Source organism: Agreia sp. PsM10 (assembly GCF_030433855.1).
Lineage (GTDB): Bacteria > Actinomycetota > Actinomycetes > Actinomycetales > Microbacteriaceae > Agreia.
Genome location: NZ_JARUXC010000002.1, coordinates 64,453 through 82,023 on the forward strand (window position 1 = coordinate 64,453; position 17,571 = coordinate 82,023).

The following is a 17,571-nucleotide window of genomic DNA, read 5'->3' on the forward strand; positions in this document are numbered from 1 at the left end:
CAGTCCGGGGGCAGATCGACGTCTGCAGGACGTTGGAACGGTTCAACTATGAGCGCTCACAATTTTGATCATTGCCGTCTCATAATCCATACCCTATGGTCATTGTTACCGCTCACATCTCGCATCATCGAGCGCTTCTGAATTGACCTGGTACCTCAGCAACGTTGCTGTCGACAGAAGGAAAGAACTATGACCGGCGTCATCTCGCGAACTCGTCTTCGCACGCCTCTCGCCCTCGCACTCTCCACCGTTCTGGCCCTCGGGCTGTCGACAGGAGCGCCCCAGCTCGTCGCGGCCGAGCCCGTCGCATCCGGGGCCCTCGACGCAGCCAAGGTGCTCGACCTGACGTTCGACGGTTCGCTGTCCGACTCGAGCACGCGCGCCGGCAACGCCACGATGCAGAAGGGCACCGAGAAGTACGACACCGGAATCGACGGGCAGGCCTTCTCGTTCGACGGGTCGAATGCGATCAACCTCGGAACCGACTCGGCACTGCAGCCGACCGACCTCACGGTCTCGTTCTGGTTCAAGCCGAACGGCGCGATGTCGGGCGAGCAGGTGTTCGCCTGGAGCAAGACCGTGTACAACTCGGATGGCTGGTACCTCACCTCGGAGGGTGCCGGCACCCCGCTCGCTCTCTCGATCGGGCCCTCGGATGGGCAGCCGTACAAGGTGGTCGTTCAGTCTCCCCGCTCCGACTTCTTCCCGTCCGGGGCGTGGACGCACGTGGTGGCAAGCTACGACAGCGCCACGAAGAAGGTCGATTTCTACCGCAACGGAGTACGGCAGGTCGCAACGATCTCCACGCCCGTGTCGTCGGCGGCATCGGGCGTGCTCGGCTCCGAGAACACCTCGGTCAAGACCCTCGGCTTCAACGGCCCGACCTACAACGGCGGCCACGTGGCGGGACTGGTCGACGACTACTCGCTCTACAGCTCGGTCGCCACGATCGACGATGTCGTGACGCTGACGCAGAAGAACGACTCCGCATTCGACCCGCAGACGATCGCCCAGGCGGCGCTCGATGCGGTGACCGTCCCCGCCCAGTCGGCGACATCCTTCACATTGCCGGTCGAGGCATCCGATGGAACCCGCTTCGCCTGGTCGTCGTCGGACCCCGAGCGCATTTCGGTCGACGGAGCCACAGCCACCGTCGTGCGTGGCGATGATGCGGCGACCGTTGTTCTCACCGCGTCGGCCGCCTACGGATCCGGCGCCCCCGTGTCGAAGACGTTCGAGGTGATCGTGCCGACCGACGCATCCGCCGAATCGCCGTTCCTCGACGCGACGGGTCTCGATCAGGTACTGCTCGAGGATCCCTACCTCGTCAACGGCAACCAGAAGATGATCGACTACCTGCTGAGCCTCGACCCCGAGAAGTTCCTCAACGGTTTCTACACACAGGCGGGCCTGCCCGTGACGGCCGATCCGTACGGCGGATGGGAGCGCACGAGCGGTGTGCGTTTCCAGGGCCACTTCTTCGGGCACTACATCTCGGCCCTGTCGCAGTCGTACTCGACGACCACCGACGCGACGACCAAGGCGGCGCTCCTCGCCAAACTCACGACCGCGGTCAGCGGTCTCAAGAAGGCGCAGGATGCCTATGCCCAGGTCGATCCCGCGAACGCCGGCTACGTGGCTCCCTTCTCGGTGAACCTGCTTCCGGGCGGTGGCGACGGACTGCTCGTTCCCTTCTACAACCTGCACAAGATCGAGGCGGGGCTGCTCGATGCCCACAAGTACGCCCCCGCGGATGTGTCGGCGGATGCGCTGGCGGTGGCGAGCGGATTCGGCACCTGGGTCACGAACTGGGCAGGCCGACAGTCGAACCCCGGCGCTCTGCTGAACACCGAGTACGGCGGAATGAACGAGGCGCTCTACTCGCTCTACGCCATCACCGAGGATCCGACCCACAAGCGCGCGGCGGAGTACTTCGACGAGGTGACGCTCTTCCAGCAGCTGGCCGCGGGCCAGGACGTGCTGAACGGAAAGCACGCGAACACCACCATCCCCAAGCTCATCGGAGCACTCAAGCGCTACACGGTGTTCACCGAGAATCCGAACCTCTACGCCACGCTGACCGAGGCGGAGAAGGCGAACCTCGGCATGTACCGCACAGCGGCCGAGAACTTCTGGCAGATGGTGGTCGACGACCACACCTACGCCAACGGGGGCAACAGCTACTCCGAGCACTTCCACGAAGCCGACACCCTCTACCAGTACGGCACGAGCGGATCGACCACCGGGTACGGCGAGAACAGCACCTCGGAGGGCTGCAACGAGTACAACATGCTCAAGCTCTCGAAGGCTCTCTTCCAGGTCGATCCCGACGTGAAGTACGCCGACTTCTACGAGTCGACCTACATCAACACCATCCTCGCCTCGCAGAACCCCGAGACCGGAATGATGACCTACTTCCAGCCTCAGGCGGCGGGCTACGCCAAGGTGTTCGGGCGCGAACTCGACGAGTTCTGGTGCGACCACGGCACCGCCACCGAGAGTTTCACGAAGCTCGGCGACTCGATCTACTTCACGAAGGACTCCACCGTCTACGTGAACCAGTTCCGGTCGTCCGTGTTCACCTCCGACGCGCAGAACCTCCGGCTCCGGCAGGTGGCCGACGTGCCCTCGAGCGACACGGTCTCCCTGACCGTCGAGTCCATCGATGGCGGCGCCCTTCGCGACGGAACGACCCTGAAGCTCCGTGTGCCCGCGTGGGTCGCTTCGACCCCGACCCTCACGGTCAACGGATCGCCCGTCGATGTCGCGACGATCACGTCGGATGGGTACGCCGTTCTGCCTGTCTCCGCCGGTGATCAGATCAGCTACGTGATTCCCGCGTCGGTGACCGTCGACAACAACACCGAGAACAAGGACTGGGTCGCTTTCAAGTACGGCCCCGTGCTTCTTGCGACCGAGCTCAACCGCAACAACGTCGACGCCGACTATGTGGCCGGCGTGCTCGTGCGCATGAGCCAGGCCGACAAGTCGGTGAGCAACGACATCGTCGTTCCGGATGCGACGGCATTCAGGGACGACATCGCCCACAACCTCGTGCGGCTTGACGATGGTGCCAACAAGAACGGCCTCACGACGATGCGCTTCGCTCTGCAGGGCACCGATGCCGCATCGGCCGCACTCGTCTTCGAGCCGTATTACAGCCTCTACAACGCGCGTTACGCCACCTACATGAACCTGATCGAGCCCGACTCGGCGCAGGCCCAGGCTCTGATCCGCCAGAACAAGGAGCAGTTGCGGGTCGACGAGACCACGATCGATTCGCTCACCTCGTTCGACAACAACAACAGCGAGGCCGACAAGAACTACCGCTTCGCCAAGTCCGGCGTCGGGGTGCACCTCGGCCAGGGCTACCGAGACGGGCAGAGGGCCACCGACGCGTTCTTCCAGTACGAGATGATCGTCGACCCGTCGCTGCCGAAGAACTACCTCGGGGTCCGCTACTTCGGAGGTGACAATGGGCGCACGTTCGATGTCTACCTCAACGACGTTCTGCTGAAGAACGAGCGCGTGACGAATGCCAATGGATCCAGCTCGTGGTACATCCAGTACGACGAGATTCCGGCCTCCGTGCTGGCCTCCATCGAGGCAGAGGACAGCTACAAGCGCGATCAGAGCGGTGCCTACGTGCTCGACGCGCAAGGCGAGAAGATCCCGGTCGTGACCGTTCGATTCCAGGGAAACGGATCGAGCTACGTGGGCGGGGTGTTCGGTGTCTACACCGCATCCGATACCTCATTCGCCACAGAGTCGGATCTGGCGGGCCTGTCGTTCGAGGGCGGAAGCCTGACCCCGCAGCTGGCGGGTGGCGTCTACTCCTACAGGGTGAGCGTGCCCGAGGGCGCGACGGCCGCGACGTTCGATGCCGACCCCGCCGTGCCGAGCGGCCTCGTCTTCGTGGGCGACGTGCTCATCGACGACTCGCTGCCTCGCACCGTGACACTCGCCGAGAGCGGACCGACCACCCTGACCCTGCGTGCCAGTGCGCAGGACCACGTGACGATGTCGACCTACGACATCACCATCACCGCAGATGCGGCACCTCCCGTCGAGGCCGCCGTCCTGGAACTCGACTCGACCGAGCTCCGGGCCGGTGGCAGTTTCACCCTGAGCGGCACCGGCTTCGACGCCGACGAGAAGGTGATCGTGCAGTTGTTCTCCGAGCCGGTCACGTTGGCCGAGGTGCAGAGCGACGGTGCCGGTGCGTTCACGGGAACATTCACCGTGCCTGCCGAGCAGCCGGTGGGAGCGCACACCCTGCGCGCCACGGGTGAACGCTCCGGCATCATCGGAGAGGCGGCCGTCACCGTGCTGGCCCCGACGGTTCCCGATCCGGGCACTGACCCGGGCCCCGGTCCGACTCTGCCCGGCTCCGGCGGATCGCCCTGGATCGTCGTTCCACCGGCGGACGCGGCCGTCGCCGGCACGGGCGACACGATGCTTCCGGCGACGGGACTCTCCGTCGACCATGGGGTGTGGGCGGCGGCTCTCCTCACGCTTCTGGCGGGGGCGGCGCTGCTGGTCCTCGGCCGCCACCGACGGGCGGTGAAGGCTTAGCCTGCGAGGTGGTCTCGATACGCCGCGAGGAACGAGCATCGCGTATCGAGATCACCGAGCCGCCGCGAGCGAGAACAAGGCGGGCGCGAGACCTGTGCCATCGACGAGGTCGGCGAGGATGCGGCCGATCGACGGCGTGAACTTGAACCCGTGGCCCGAGAAGCCCGCACCCACGGAGACGGGTCCGACGCTGTCGACGACGAAGTTCGAGTCGGGAGTCGTCGTATAGGTGCAGCTGATCTCGACGAAGGAGTCCGCGACGGCGCCCGGAAGCCACTCCCGGGCGTAGCGCCGCAGCGCCGCCAGCTGGGCCGGCTCCGAGACGAACGTGCGCGCATCGGGATCGACCACCGCGCCCGTGCCGTGCCATCCGGCCTTCACGCCTTGGCCGGGCGTGAACATGCCGTAGACGCCCGAGTACCAGTACTCGTACGACGGGTCGAGGGGGTTCGGGGCGTGATTGAAGCCGGGCCAGGTCAGCGTCGCGTCGCGCACGGCGAAATGCGCGGGCTGCTCCTGCGTCACGACGAGACGCGGCAGCGCGATGGAGGGGACCGACGAACCGAGAAGTTTCGACGTCCAGGCGCCGAGGGTCACAACGACGCGTCGAGCGTCGAGCGTCTCGACCGCGCCGGCCGGTTCGCCGGAGTCGGGATCGACCGGCTGCACATCGACGAGCACCGATTCGTCCGACACGACCCGGATGGCGACGACCCGGGAATGGTGCCGAACCGCGGCGCCGCGCGCGGCCGCCGCCCGCTGCAGGGCCGACACCGCAGCATCCGCGTCGAGCCTGCCGGCCTGGGGAGTGAAGAGCACTCGACCATCGAAGCGGATGCCCGGCCAGCGTTCGCCCGCCTCCTCCGGTGTGAGGAATGACGCGTCGAAACCGTACGTCGGCAACGCCGACGCCACCGCATCGAAGGCCGGATTCGTGCCGTGATTGGCGAGCCCGACCTGGTCCAGCACGGCGACCCCTGACTCCGCCTCGAGCTGGCGCCACAGCGGCAGCGCCTCGCGCAGCAGCGACAGGTAGGTGTCGTCGCCGTAGCTGAGGTTGAAGTTGCGCGAGGCCCCGTGCGAGGCGCCCTGCGTGTGCCCGGGGCCGAAGCGTTCGAGCAGGGTCACCTCGCGCCCCCGCCGGGCGAGCTGCCAGGCGGCGGCGGAGCCCATGGCCCCGCCGCCCACGACGACGACGTCTGCGCGCGTGACCACTACGCCGAGGCCAGCGCCGCGGCCGAACGAGAAGAGACAGCCGGCAGCCCGAGCGTCTCGTGCAGGGTGGCGTTCTCGTCGTAGTCGGTGCGGTATACGCCGCGCTCCTGCAGCTCGGGAATGACCCGGTCGACGAACTCGTCGAGGCCGGTCGGGTTGGTGTTTCCCACGATGACGAAGCCGTCCGAGGCGTCCTCCTGCACGTGCCGGTTGATCGTCTCCGCGACGACGCCGGGCGTGCCCACGAAGGTGTGCTTCGCGGCGAACGAGATCACGAGCTCTCGAATCGACCAGCCGGATGCCGCGGCCTGTTCGCGCCACGCATTCGCCGTGGCGACAGGGTCGGTGTGCACGTGGGCGCGGCCCTTCGCGCCGCCCTCCGCCGTGACGACGGGGTCGATCTCGGGCAGCGGACCCTCGACGTCGTAGCCCGAGAGGTCGGTGTTCCACACCTGCTCGAGAAACGAGATGGCCGTCTGCGGGCTCACCTGCAGGCGGGAGATCTCGCGCGACCGCTCCAGCGCCTCGGCGTGCGTGTCGCCCAGGATGAAGGTGGCGGCGGGCAGGATCTTGAGCGAATCGCGGGGGCGACCCACCGCATCCAATCGCCCTTTCACGTCGTCGTAGAACGCGCGCCCGGCCTCGTAGTCGGCGTGCCTCGAGAAGATGACATCGGCCGAGCCGGTCGCGAAGTCGCGGCCGTCGGGCGAATCGCCGGCCTGCACGATCACCGGATGCCGCTGCGGGCTGGGCGGCAGGGTCGCGTAGCCGGTCACGTCGAACTGCGGTCCGTGGTGGTCGACGAGCCCGAGCCGAGAGGTGCGCACGAACTCGCCCGATGCCTTGTCGGCGACGATCGTGTCATCGGCCCAGCTGTCCCACAGCTGCGACGAGACGTCGAAGAACTCACTCGCGCGGCTGTAGCGGTCGGCGAGGTCGAGGAACTTGCCGCGACGGAAGTTCGCCCCGTGGAATGCGTCCGACGTGGTGACGATGTTCCAGCCGGCGCGGCCGCGACTGAGGTGGTCGAGGGTCGCGAGCTGCCTGGCCAGCTCGTAGGGCTCGTTGAAGGTCGAGCTCAGCGTTCCGACGAGCCCTATGTGAGACGTGACCCCGGCCAGCGCGGCGAGGATCGCGAGCGTGTTGGGGCGACCGACCACGTCGAGGTCGTGGATGAGGCCGCGCGTCTCGCGCAGCCGCAGCCCTTCGGCCAGGAACAGGAAGTCGAACTTGCCGCGCTCCGCGTTCTGGGCGAAGTGACGGAACGACGAGAACGCGATCTGGCTCTGCGAACGCTCGTCGCTCCACACGGTGGTGTTGTTCACGCCGGGAAAGTGCGCGGCGAGGTGGATCTGCTTGACGGGCTTCTGAGTTGTCATCGGCTGGCGCTTTCGATCAGTTCGGCGGTGTCGGGGCTGGCGCTCGCGTAGCGGTTGACGGCGCGCGCCAAACCGAGGCGTTCGCGCAACGACGACGCGGATGCCGGCCGCTCGAGCACGCCGGTCTCGGCGAGCACGGGCACGAGTTCGTGCGTGATGCGCTCGAGGTCGAGCGGCAGGCGCGCGGGGCGCAGGCGCACGCCGGTGATGCCGGCCTGCTGCCAGCGCAGCAGCTGCGCGGCCACCTTCTCTGCGGTGTCGGCCAGAATCAGGGCGTCGGATGCGTAGGGCGACCCGTGCAGGTCGTCGAGCGCCGCGAGGGCGGCGACGGCGGCCTCGCTCGTGTCCTCGATGAGCACCACGGCCTCGGTCCAGACGCGCAGCGGTTCGCCGGCGCGGCGCTCGACGGACAGCTCCGCGTCGCCGAGCTCGCCGAGGATCTGCTCGAGGTGCTCGTCGGAGTGCGGCGTGACGCCCACGATGTCGGCCTGGGCGACGGCGAGCTCGTAGGGCACCGTCTGGTGAGCCAGAACGAAGACGACGGGCTGGCCCTGGGGCGATCGCGGCACGATCGACGGCCCCTTCACGCTGAAGTTCTCGCCGTCGAAGTCGACGTAGTGCAGCCGGTCGCGGTCGATGAAGCGGCCCGTCGGCACGTCGCGGATCACCGCGTCGTCCTCCCAGCTGTCCCAGAGTCGACGAGCCACCTCGATGGCGTCGGCGGCCTCGCCGAACAGGCTGCGGATGAGTGCTGTCTGCTCCTCGTCGGTGCCGCTCGCCGCGCGCGCGGGATCGAGCACGGGGATCTCGCGGCGGCCCACGTGGGCGGCCTCGTGGGAGCGGCCCGAGACCTGCACCCGCCATCCGGCCCACCCTTCGGAGACGTGATCGAGGGTCTGGATGCCCGTGGCCGTGTGGAACGGCTCGGTGTGCGTGGTGGTCACGGTCGGCACGATGCCGATGCCGGGCACCTGCGCCGCGATGGTGTTGGCGAGCAGCAGCGCGTCGAGCCGGCCGCGCACCTCGTCGCCGCGCAGCTCGAAGGGTCCGTAGCCACCGCTCTGCAGTCCGAAGGAGTCCTCGATGGTGACGAGGTCGATTCCGGCGGACTGCGCCTCGACGACGAGCGAGACCCAGTAGTCGGGGTCGAACAGGGCTTCGGGCCGCGCGGTGGCGTCGCGCCACGCGGCGGGATGCCAGCCGGCCCCGTCGAGGGCGACGCCGAGGTGGAACGGGGTGCGGCTCATCGCGCGTCGCCGTCCGTTCCGGCGCTCGGGTGCAGCGGCGTCTTCTCGCCGGCCTCGATGCCGACGGGCAGCCGGTTCTCGGCGGGAGGCAGCGGGCAGGTGGCGAACTCGGTGTAGGCGCAGGGCAGGTTCGTGGCCCTGTTGAAGTCGACGATCACGCGACCTGAGTCATCTGGTGCGTCGATCTGCAAAGAGCGGTTCGCGGCGTAGGTCGTGACCCCGCTGGTGGCGTCGGTGAAGAGCACGAACAGCGACCCGGGCGTGGGGCCGTTGAAGGCCGTGAGCGACAGCGGCTCGCCGGCGAGGTCGAACTCGACCGTGCCGGGGGAGTCGTAGATGTGCTCGAGCCCTTCGGCCACCGAGCCGACGGTCACCGGCCTCGGCTCGTCGAACGGGCGGAACGTTCCCTCGGCGGCCCACCTGCGGTTGGGCGGGTAGACCGGCGTGCCCTGATACTCGACGCGGGTCGGGTGCGATGGATGCCGCGGGCGCACGATATCGGCGCCGCCGCGGCGGGCCACTTCGAGCTCGGCGTCGCCTGAGATCACCGTGATGCCGCCGCGCTCGGGGATGACGCCGAACTCGTAGGTGACGGGTTCGGCGCCGCCGGCGATGGTCCGCCCGTCGACCACGATCTGCTCTCCGTCTGCGAGGGTGACCACGGGGCCGGCGGCCGACGTCGACCACTCGCCCGGCGCATCCGGGTATCTCGTGGGCGTCTCGTCGAGCCAGTTGAGGCTCGTGACCGCGAGGAATCCGTGCGGGTCTGCGCGGTTCTTCTCGTGGGCCTCGTGCCATGCCTGCCACTCGGCCGCGAAGGCGGTGTCATCGACGGCGGCTTCGGATTCTGACTGCAATGTGCTCATGGTCACACGCTACGAACGTCGGCTGCTTTTCGCCGTGATGCCCCGACACAGAGAGTCATGGATGCAACGCGAGGTAACGCAACTTGACGCCGCCCGCGAGTCCAGTAGCGCCCGATGCGGTCAATGGTGCCCGGTGCGCCGGTACCTCTTGTCCGCGGCGGGCACTACTGACGTTCGAGCAGGAGTCAGATCACCCAGTGCGGGCCGACCGTCGGCGCGACCGGTGCCTCGCGAAGGGGCTTCGTGAGGTTCAGGTGGCCTCGCAGGGTCTTCGCGTCGTAGCCCTCGTGCACGAGGCCGCGGCGCACCAGCTCGGGTACGACGGAGTGCGCGAACGCGTCGAACTGCTCGTGCAGGAACGCGCTCTGGATGGCGAAGCCGTCGGCGGCGCTGGCGCGGAACCAGGTCTCGAGGTGATCGGCGATGTCGATGGCCGATCCCACGACGAGCGGAGCCGCGATGGCCTGCGCGACGACGAGGTGCCGATAGGTGATCGGCCGTGCGCCGCCGACGGTGCGCCCGGAGCGCGCCTCGACGACCTCGAGCAGGCGCTGCCCCACGGCGTTGAAGCGCTCGGCGGTGGCGAGCGACACGGCCTCGTCGAGGCCGCGTTCGAGCAGGGGCAGTCCCACGGAGCGCAGGAGCGCCGAGGTCGACCGGCTCGCCGGCAGACCGAGAGCCTGCGCGCGGGGGCTGCCGTCGTCGAGGGGCACGAGCGCGACGAGCTCGTCGTAGATCGCGAAGGCGGCCTGTCGCGTCTCGCCCACGATGGGCAGGATGGGAGCGATGATCGTGATGTCGCCGGGTGCCCGACCGGCCGCCGTCGCCCGGAGGCCCGCCTCGCGGTAGAACTTCACCGCATCTCCGAGGCTCGACGGCGCCACGATGTGGATGTCGGCGTGCGCCGCCGCGAACTCCCTGGCGCGAACCGAGACACCCGCGTGCACCACGGGTATCTGCCCCTGCACGGGGCGCAGCGCATTGAGGGGCCCGGCCACGCTGAACCGCCTGCCCTCATGGTCGACCGGATCCACCCGTGAGTGGTCCACCAGGATTCCGCGCTTCGCGTCGGCCACGACGGCATCGTCGTCCCAGCTGTCCCAGAGGCTGCGCAGCAGCCGCACGTACTCGACCCCGGTCTCGAAGCGGTTGTCGTCGGCGCCGCCGGCATCCGTTCTGCCGAAATTCGCACCGGCCCTCGGGTCGGTTCCCACGGTCAGGTTGAGGCCGAAGCGCCCGCCGCTCAGACGGTCGATGGATGCCGCGGCCCGGGCGATCGCGTAGGGCTCGGAATGCGCGGTGCTGGCCGTGGCGATCAGCCCGATGCGGTTCGTGACGGCGGCGAGGTACGCGGCCGAGCTGAACGGATCGATGCGCGCCAGGAGCGACGGTTCCGTGTACTCGAGGTCGGGGCTCGACGACAGCCAGTCGCCCAGGAAGAGGAAGTCGAGGCCGGCCTTCTCTGCGGTGCGGGCGAGGCGTTTGAGCGCCGCCGGGTCGTTCGCCGGGTTCTTGTGGGCGCCGGGATACCGCCATCCGGACGGGAACGCCCCGAGCGTGCGCACCATCGCCCCGAGAACCAGCTGTCCATCGCGTTCGAACATGCGGACAGGCGTGGGGGTGGTCATGCGACGACCATAAGCGCGGAGACGGGGAACGCCGAGGGCCGATGACACATGGCGTAAAGCAGGAACGGGATCGGGCGCGTTGTCCGTACGATCGCTGCATGACTCACGCCCGCTTCGACCACATCACCCGTGCCGAGCTGAGCATCCCCTCGAGCCGCAAGTGGAGCCTGCACCCCGGAACCATCGGAGCCTGGGTGGCCGAGATGGACTTCGGAACGGCGCCGCAGGTGACCCGCGCGCTGCATCAGGCCATCGACGACGGCAACCTGGGCTACCTGGCTCCGGCGACCTCGCACGAGATGGGCAAGGCCACCGCGGCCTGGCACCGCGACGAGTACGGCTGGGATTTTCCATGGCAGAACGTGCACGCCGTCTCCGACGTGATGGCCGCGCTCGAGGTGGCCATCACCAAGTTCTCGCCATCCGGAACGGGGGTCATCATCCCCACGCCGGCGTACATGCCGTTCCTCAGCTTCGTTCCCACGCTGGGCCGCGAGGTCTTCGAGGTTCCCGGGGTCGTGAACGCCGACGGCCGCTGGCAGCACGACCTCGCCGGGCTCGAGGCGGCCTTCCGCGCCGGCGCCCGCACGCTCATTCTCTGCAACCCGCAGAACCCCACCGGAACGGTGCTCACGCGCGACGAGCTCGAGGCGATCGCCCGCATCGTCGACCGGCACAACGGGCGTGTGTTCGCCGACGAGATCCATGCGCCCCTGCGCTACGACGGCGTCGCGCACATCCCGTACGCGTCGCTGTCCGAGACCACGGCGAGGCACACGATCACGTCGACGTCGGCATCGAAGGCCTGGAACCTGCCCGGCCTGAAGACCGCGCAGCTGATCACCTCGAACACGTCAGACGAGGAGCTGTACCAGACCTTCGGGTTCGCGGTCATGCACGGGGCCGCCACCCCGGGCGTGATCGCCGCGACCGTCGCCTACACCGAGGGGCGCGAGTGGCTGGGCGAGGTCGTCGACTACCTCGACGGCAACCGCCGGCTTCTCGGGGAGCTGCTCGACGAGCACCTGCCCGAGGTGCGCTACACGATCCCGGATGCGACGTACATCGCCTGGCTGGACTGCTCCGATCTGCGGATCGACGGCTCGGTCGCCGACTTCTTCCGCCTCGAGGCGGGCGTCACGCTCACCGACGGATCCCTCTGCGGTCGCGGCTACGAGGGGTACGCGCGCCTCATCTTCGCCATGCCCCGGCCCATCCTCGAGCAGGCGGTGCTCGACATGGCGGCCGCCGTGCGTCGATGTCTCAGCCCTTCAGCCAAAGAAAGCAGTGTTCTGTGACCGATGCGAACCAGCCCGCGACCGATGCCGCGCAGCCCGAATACGACTGGCAGGGCTACGCCTTCGACACCCGCCAGGTGCACGCCGGCGAGTACGACGACCTCAACGCCGGAGCCCGCGTCTCGCCCATCGCGATGACCGCCGGCTACCGCTTCGACTCGTTCGACGACGCCCGTGACAGGTTCTCCGGAGACGCCGACGGACTCATCTACTCCCGACAGCGCAACCCCTCAGGAGCCGTGGCCGAGAAGCGCATCGCCTCGCTCGAAGGGGGCTCGGAGGCCATCGTCGTCTCGTCGGGGCAGGCTGCGATCACCGCGGCCCTGCTCGCGCTCGCGGAGAACGGCGAGCGCATCGTGTCGACCGCCAGCATCTACAGCGGAACGCGGGTGCTCTTCGGGCGCAGCTTCGCCCGCTTCGGTGTCTCGGTCGACTACGTGTGGAACACGGCGGACGACGACGAGTGGGATCGCGTCATCCAGCCGAACACGAAGGCGATCTTCACCGAGACCATCCCCAATCCCAAGAACGACATCGTCGACATCGACCAGGTGGCCCGGGTGGCCGCCCGGCACGGCATCCCCCTCGTGGTCGACAACACGATCGCGTCGCCCTACGTGATCCGCCCGATCGAGCACGGCGCCGCCGTGGTCGTGCACTCGTCGACGAAGTTCCTCTCGGGCCACGGCGCCGGGCTCTCCGGGGCGATCGTCGATGGGGGCACGTTCGACTGGGCCGCCTCGGAGAGGCGCTATCCGCTGCTGACCGAGCCGCAGACATCCGGTGGCAGATCGCTGCTCGAGCGCTACGGCCGCACCGGCTACGCGCGGCTCGCGCGCGAGGCCGTGGTCAACGACATCGGGCCGGCGCTGTCGCCCTTCAACTCGTTCCTGCTGCACCAGGGAATAGAGACCCTGTCACTGCGCATGGAACGGCACCTCGACAGCTCGGTCACGATCGCCCGCTGGCTCGAGCAGCACCCGAAGGTCGAGAGCGTCGACTTCGCCGGGCTGGAATCCAACCCGGCGTACGAGCTGGCGCAGCGTCTGTACGGTGGCCGCACCGGGTCGGTCTTCGCCGTGACCGTTCGCGGGGGAGCAGCCGGGGCACGGAGCTTCCTCGACGGCCTGCGTGTCATCTCCCGCATGACGAACATCGGCGACGTGCGGTCGATGGCGCTGCATCCCGCCACGACGACGCACATCTCGTTCACCGAGGAGCTGCGGCAGAGACTGGGAATCACCCCGGGGCTCATCAGGCTGTCGGTCGGCATCGAGGACGTGAACGATCTCATCGCCGACCTCGACCAGGCGCTCGCCCGCGTCATCGTTCCCTGAGCCTGTCGAAGGGAACCTCAGCGGACGTGCCCTTCGACGGGCTCAGGGAACGGATCAGGTGTACATCAGCGAACCCGGCGTGGTGAGCTTCTCGCCGGTCTCGAGCAGGGTCTTGAGGCCGGAGAGGATCATCGGCCAGCCGCCGTACAGCTCCTCGTTCGCGCCCTCGCGCAGCTCGTCGTGGGTCACGACGAGGCGGCACGAGTCTCCGACCTGCTCGATCTCCCACGTGATGCGGGTGGTGCCCTCGGAGGCGACCTCGTCGCTCCAGCGCGCCACCATCGACTGCACCAGTCTGCGAGGCGGATCGACCACGAGGTTCACCCCGTCGCCGAGGGGCGCGTTGGCCTTGGGATTGGTCTGCACATAGCTCGACCCCTCGGTGAAGTCCGACTCGATGCGATTGCCGAAGCTGTAGACGCTGCGCATCTCGGTGTCGGTGATCGCGTGCCACAGACGCTCGGGCGTCGTGCGGATGTAGATCTCGAATACCTTCTCCATGGTTCTCTCCAGTTCTGTCTTGAGGTCGCTGAGAGCGGCCGTCCAGGGTTCCGCGTACTTGCTCGTCCACCGGTCGTGCACGAGCCGGATGGGCACGGGATTGAGGAAGTGCAGCTTCTCGCGGCCTCGTCGTCGAGTGACCACGAGCCGTGCCTCCTCCAGGATTCCCACATGCTTCATCACGCCGAAGCGGCTCATGTCGAACCGCGCCTCGAGTGCGCCGAGGGTCTGGCCGTCTTCGATGAACAGCGCGTCGAGGATCGCCCGCCGCGTGGGGTCTGCCAGAGCCCGGAACACCTCGTCCATGCCGTCAAAAATAGGTGACTGTTTGGTCACCTGTCAAGGATTCTCTTCCGTTGCTACGCTCGATCGAATGATCCGACCGATACCCGTGGATCCGCGCGACACCGCGGAATTGCATGACTTTCTCGCGGAGGCCGACCTTACGACGGCCGGGCTGGATGTGCGGGGCGCGCGGTACTGGATCGTGCGAGGGGAGCGGGGCGAGATCGTCGGCAGCACGGGCTTCGAGCGGTCGCCCTCGGCGCCCGACGCCCTGATCCGCAGCGTGGCCGTCGCCTCCTCCGTTCGAGCAGCCGGAGTCGGCAGCGAGTTGGCGCGGTTCGCCCTCGATGCGGCGCGGGCTGCGGGCATCGAGCATGCCTGGCTGTTCAGTCGGCGCTCCGGCCCGTTCTGGCAGAAGCTCGGCTTCGAGCGGGTGTCGACCGCATCGCTGGCCGCGGCTCTCGGCGAGACGACGCAGGTCGCCCTCTTCCGGCGGACCGGGCAGCTCGACCGCGAGGTCGCCTGGAAGCGCGTCGTTCACATTCGGTAACACGAATTGGTCGGCCGGTTCGGGCTCGGCCACACTGGGAAGACCTTGAGTTGCGCGGTGCTGTGCAATGTCGTCTGCACCACCGACCCCCGGGAATCCCATGATCGCCATCACCGACGTCACCAAGACGTTCGGCCGCGCTGACCGCCGGGTCACCGCCCTCGACAACGTGAGCCTCACGGTCGAGCGAGGCGAGATCTTCGGCGTCGCCGGCCAGAGCGGCGCGGGTAAGAGCACGCTCATCCGCACCGTCAACCTGCTCGAGCGGCCCGACTCGGGAAGCATCGAGGTCGACGGACGCGTTCTGACGAGCCTCGCCGGCGCGGAGCTGCGCAGTGCGCGGCGGGGCATCGGCATGATCTTCCAGCACTTCAATCTGCTCACCAGCCGCACGGTGCAGGGCAACGTCGAGCTCGCCCTCGAGATCGTGGGCGTCGAAGCGCGAGAGCGTCGCCGCCGGGCGGCGGAGATCCTCGACCTCGTGGGCCTGTCGAGCAAGGCGTCGGTCTACCCGGGCCAGCTCTCGGGCGGGCAGAAGCAGCGTGTCGGAATCGCCCGCGCGCTCGCCGCGAAACCGTCGGTGCTGCTCAGCGACGAGGCCACGAGCGCCCTCGACCCCGAGACGACGCGATCGATCCTCGCGCTGCTCAAGACGATCAACGCCGAGCTCGGGCTGACCGTGCTGCTCATCACCCACGAGATGGATGTCGTCAAGACGATCTGCGATTCGGCCGCCCTTCTCGAGGGTGGCCGGGTCACGGAGACCGGCAACCTCGTCGACCTCATCCGCACTCCGGGTTCGCGTCTCGCGCGCGACCTGTTCCCGCTCGGCGAGGTGCACACCCCGGCCGGCCACACCGTCGTCGACATCACCTTCAGCGGCGGCCTGGCCGACCGGCCGGTGATCGCCCAGCTGGCACGGGTGCACGGACTCGACGTCAGCATCCTCGGCGCCGCCGTCGAGACCATCGGCGGCAATCAGGCCGGGCGCACGCGGCTCGCCCTCCCCGGCGCGCGCGACGACATCGACAGGGCGCTCGCCGACCTGCGCGGCCAGGGGCTTCTCGTCGAGGTCGTGGGAGGGGCGGACGCATGATCGACCCATCCGCTCCCGGGTTCTGGTCCGACCTGTTCGAGGTGCTGCTGATCGGCACAGGCCAGACCCTCTACATGGTCGGCGTCGCGCTGCTCGTGACGATCATCGTCGGCCTGCCCCTCGGCATCCTGCTGGTCGGCACGGAGAAGGGCGGGCTCTTCTCTGCGCCCTTCGGCTCCCGTCGCGCAGGCATCGTCATCAACCGGGTCCTCGACTTCGTCGTCAACCTCGGTCGCAGCGTGCCGTTCATCATCCTGATGATCGCGGTCATCCCGTTCACCCGCCTCATCGTCGGCACGTTCATCGGCTCGACAGCCGCGATCGTGCCGCTGTCGCTGGTGGCCATCCCCTTCTTCGCCCGCATGGTCGAGATCGCGATCAAGGAGGTCGAGCCCGGGCTGTCCGAGGCGGCCGACTCCCTGGGCGCGACCTCGTGGCAGATCGTGCGCAAGGTGCTCGTGCCCGAGGCGCTCCCCAGCATCCTCCTCGGGCTCGCCACCACGGTCACCTCGATCATCAACTTCTCGGCGATGGTCGGCACCGTTGCCGGCGGCGGACTCGGCGATGTCGCGTTCCGCTACGGCTACCAGCGCTACAGCACCATCCACATGGTGGCGGTCATCATCGTCATCTACCTGATCGTGCAGGCCCTCGCCGCCCTGGCGGCGTGGGGCGCACGACGCCTCCAGCGCCAGAACTCCTGATCTCCTCACCACCCCTGCACCTCGATCCGAAAGGCACCCTGATGAAGAACAGCATCCGCATCGCCGCCGCCGTCGCAACGGCCGCACTGTCGTTCACCGCGCTCGCCGCGTGCTCCACCACCTCCGATTCGCCCTCCGACGCCGGTTCCGGCTCCGGCTCGGGCGACCTGGGCACGATCAAGGTAGGCGCGCTCGCGACGCCCGCCGGCGACATCCTCACGTTCGTCTCCGACAACCTGGCCGCCGACGCCGGCCTCACGATCGAGTTCACCGAATTCACCGACTACAACACGCCCAACACAGCCCTGAGCGACGGCTCGATCGACGCGAACCTCTTCCAGAACAGCACCTTCCTCGAGACGTACAACGAGCAGGCCGGCGGCACGCTGGTCAGCGCGGGCGAGGTCTACCTGCCCAGTGCGGCGTTCTACAGCGACACGATCACGAGCCTCGACGATCTGAAGGACGGCGCGAAGATCGCCATCCCCAACGACCCGACCAACGAGGGCCGCGCCCTCAAGATCCTCGCCTCCGAGGGCCTGATCGAGGTCACCGACGAGCCGACGGTGCTCGCCGACATCACCGAGAACCCGCACGACTACGAGTTCGTCGAGATCGAGAACGCCACCCTCGCCCAGGCGGTCGCCGACGTCGACACGGCGTTCGTCACGATCTCCTTCGCGCTTCCCGCTGGTCTCACCGCCAAGCAGGCCATTCTCATCGAGGGCAGCGACAGCCCGTACTTCAACGTGCTGGCCACCAGCGACAAGCTCAAGGACGACCCGCGGGTCGCGAAGCTCTACGAGCTGCTGACCTCGCAGGAGACCAAGGACTACATCGACGAGACCTGGGGCGGGCTCGTCGTTCCCGTCTCCTAGCCTCGGCCCGTC

At 68.1% G+C, this 17,571-nt stretch carries 13 protein-coding genes; 7 read left to right on the forward strand and 6 right to left on the reverse strand.

The window, feature by feature from the left end:
• The first annotated feature begins 189 nt into the window (after positions 1-189).
• Positions 190-4,575 carry a beta-L-arabinofuranosidase domain-containing protein gene (locus QCD70_RS02395; protein ID WP_301213545.1) on the forward strand — a complete coding sequence of 1,462 codons (4,386 nt, stop codon included), beginning with the start codon at positions 190-192 and terminating at the stop codon, positions 4,573-4,575.
• 51 nt (positions 4,576-4,626) lie between these two features.
• Here the strand turns inward: QCD70_RS02395 and QCD70_RS02400 are convergent, their stop codons facing one another.
• The 5 genes from QCD70_RS02400 to QCD70_RS02420 form a co-directional block, all read right to left on the reverse strand.
• Positions 4,627-5,790 (reverse strand): FAD-dependent oxidoreductase, encoded by a 1,164-nt coding sequence (locus QCD70_RS02400; RefSeq protein WP_301213546.1) that lies wholly within the window; start codon positions 5,788-5,790, stop codon positions 4,627-4,629.
• Entirely contained in the window at positions 5,790-7,169 is a 1,380-nt protein-coding gene (locus tag QCD70_RS02405; RefSeq protein ID WP_301213547.1) for an NtaA/DmoA family FMN-dependent monooxygenase, read from the reverse strand. The genes QCD70_RS02400 and QCD70_RS02405 overlap by 1 nt, the downstream gene beginning before the upstream one ends.
• Positions 7,166-8,416 (reverse strand): LLM class flavin-dependent oxidoreductase, encoded by a 1,251-nt coding sequence (locus QCD70_RS02410; protein WP_301213548.1) that lies wholly within the window; start codon positions 8,414-8,416, stop codon positions 7,166-7,168. The genes QCD70_RS02405 and QCD70_RS02410 overlap by 4 nt, the downstream gene beginning before the upstream one ends.
• Positions 8,413-9,282: a DUF1684 domain-containing protein gene (locus tag QCD70_RS02415; RefSeq protein WP_301213549.1), complete on the reverse strand. Its 870-nt coding sequence runs from the start codon at positions 9,280-9,282 to the stop codon at positions 8,413-8,415. Before QCD70_RS02415 ends, QCD70_RS02410 begins: the two co-directional genes overlap by 4 nt.
• Before the next feature lie 185 nt (positions 9,283-9,467).
• The gene (locus tag QCD70_RS02420; protein WP_301213550.1) at positions 9,468-10,910 is read right to left on the reverse strand and encodes an NtaA/DmoA family FMN-dependent monooxygenase; all 1,443 of its coding nucleotides are present in this window, start codon (positions 10,908-10,910) and stop codon (positions 9,468-9,470) included.
• A gap of 98 nt (positions 10,911-11,008) precedes the next feature.
• Between QCD70_RS02420 and QCD70_RS02425 the strand changes: the two genes are divergently transcribed.
• Both QCD70_RS02425 and QCD70_RS02430 read left to right on the forward strand, forming a co-directional pair.
• The gene (locus QCD70_RS02425) at positions 11,009-12,208 is read left to right on the forward strand and encodes a MalY/PatB family protein (RefSeq protein WP_301213551.1); all 1,200 of its coding nucleotides are present in this window, start codon (positions 11,009-11,011) and stop codon (positions 12,206-12,208) included.
• Entirely contained in the window at positions 12,205-13,545 is a 1,341-nt protein-coding gene (locus QCD70_RS02430) for an O-acetylhomoserine aminocarboxypropyltransferase/cysteine synthase family protein (RefSeq protein ID WP_301213552.1), read from the forward strand. The genes QCD70_RS02425 and QCD70_RS02430 overlap by 4 nt, the downstream gene beginning before the upstream one ends.
• 54 nt (positions 13,546-13,599) lie before the next feature.
• On the opposite strand, the gene QCD70_RS02435 is transcribed toward QCD70_RS02430, so the two are convergent.
• On the reverse strand, positions 13,600-14,352 hold the full coding sequence (locus tag QCD70_RS02435) for an ArsR/SmtB family transcription factor (protein ID WP_301213888.1): 753 nt from the start codon (positions 14,350-14,352) through the stop codon (positions 13,600-13,602).
• A 67-nt stretch (positions 14,353-14,419) separates the two neighbouring features.
• Between QCD70_RS02435 and QCD70_RS02440 the strand changes: the two genes are divergently transcribed.
• The 4 genes from QCD70_RS02440 to QCD70_RS02455 all read left to right on the forward strand — a co-directional run bounded on the left by QCD70_RS02440 (position 14,420) and on the right by QCD70_RS02455 (position 17,559).
• On the forward strand, positions 14,420-14,881 hold the full coding sequence (locus QCD70_RS02440) for a GNAT family N-acetyltransferase (RefSeq protein ID WP_301213553.1): 462 nt from the start codon (positions 14,420-14,422) through the stop codon (positions 14,879-14,881).
• A gap of 100 nt (positions 14,882-14,981) precedes the next feature.
• Complete coding sequence (locus tag QCD70_RS02445; RefSeq protein ID WP_301213554.1) at positions 14,982-15,977, forward strand: methionine ABC transporter ATP-binding protein; 996 nt, start codon at positions 14,982-14,984, stop codon at positions 15,975-15,977.
• Positions 15,974-16,681 (forward strand): methionine ABC transporter permease, encoded by a 708-nt coding sequence (locus QCD70_RS02450; protein WP_301213555.1) that lies wholly within the window; start codon positions 15,974-15,976, stop codon positions 16,679-16,681. The genes QCD70_RS02445 and QCD70_RS02450 overlap by 4 nt, the downstream gene beginning before the upstream one ends.
• 41 nt (positions 16,682-16,722) lie before the next feature.
• Positions 16,723-17,559, forward strand: a complete 837-nt coding sequence (locus tag QCD70_RS02455; protein WP_301213556.1) for a MetQ/NlpA family ABC transporter substrate-binding protein — start codon at positions 16,723-16,725, stop codon at positions 17,557-17,559.
• Positions 17,560-17,571 lie beyond the last annotated feature (12 nt).

Coding starts and splice junctions, on each gene's coding strand:
- QCD70_RS02395 (WP_301213545.1), top strand. CDS start 190: ATGACCGGCGTCATCTCGCGAACTCGTCTTCGCACGCCTCTCGCCCTC.
- QCD70_RS02405 (WP_301213547.1), bottom strand. CDS start 7,169: ATGACAACTCAGAAGCCCGTCAAGCAGATCCACCTCGCCGCGCACTTT.
- QCD70_RS02410 (WP_301213548.1), bottom strand. CDS start 8,416: ATGAGCCGCACCCCGTTCCACCTCGGCGTCGCCCTCGACGGGGCCGGC.
- QCD70_RS02415 (WP_301213549.1), bottom strand. CDS start 9,282: ATGAGCACATTGCAGTCAGAATCCGAAGCCGCCGTCGATGACACCGCC.
- QCD70_RS02420 (WP_301213550.1), bottom strand. CDS start 10,910: ATGACCACCCCCACGCCTGTCCGCATGTTCGAACGCGATGGACAGCTG.
- QCD70_RS02425 (WP_301213551.1), top strand. CDS start 11,009: ATGACTCACGCCCGCTTCGACCACATCACCCGTGCCGAGCTGAGCATC.
- QCD70_RS02435 (WP_301213888.1), bottom strand. CDS start 14,352: ATGGACGAGGTGTTCCGGGCTCTGGCAGACCCCACGCGGCGGGCGATC.
- QCD70_RS02440 (WP_301213553.1), top strand. CDS start 14,420: ATGATCCGACCGATACCCGTGGATCCGCGCGACACCGCGGAATTGCAT.
- QCD70_RS02445 (WP_301213554.1), top strand. CDS start 14,982: ATGATCGCCATCACCGACGTCACCAAGACGTTCGGCCGCGCTGACCGC.
- QCD70_RS02450 (WP_301213555.1), top strand. CDS start 15,974: ATGATCGACCCATCCGCTCCCGGGTTCTGGTCCGACCTGTTCGAGGTG.
- QCD70_RS02455 (WP_301213556.1), top strand. CDS start 16,723: ATGAAGAACAGCATCCGCATCGCCGCCGCCGTCGCAACGGCCGCACTG.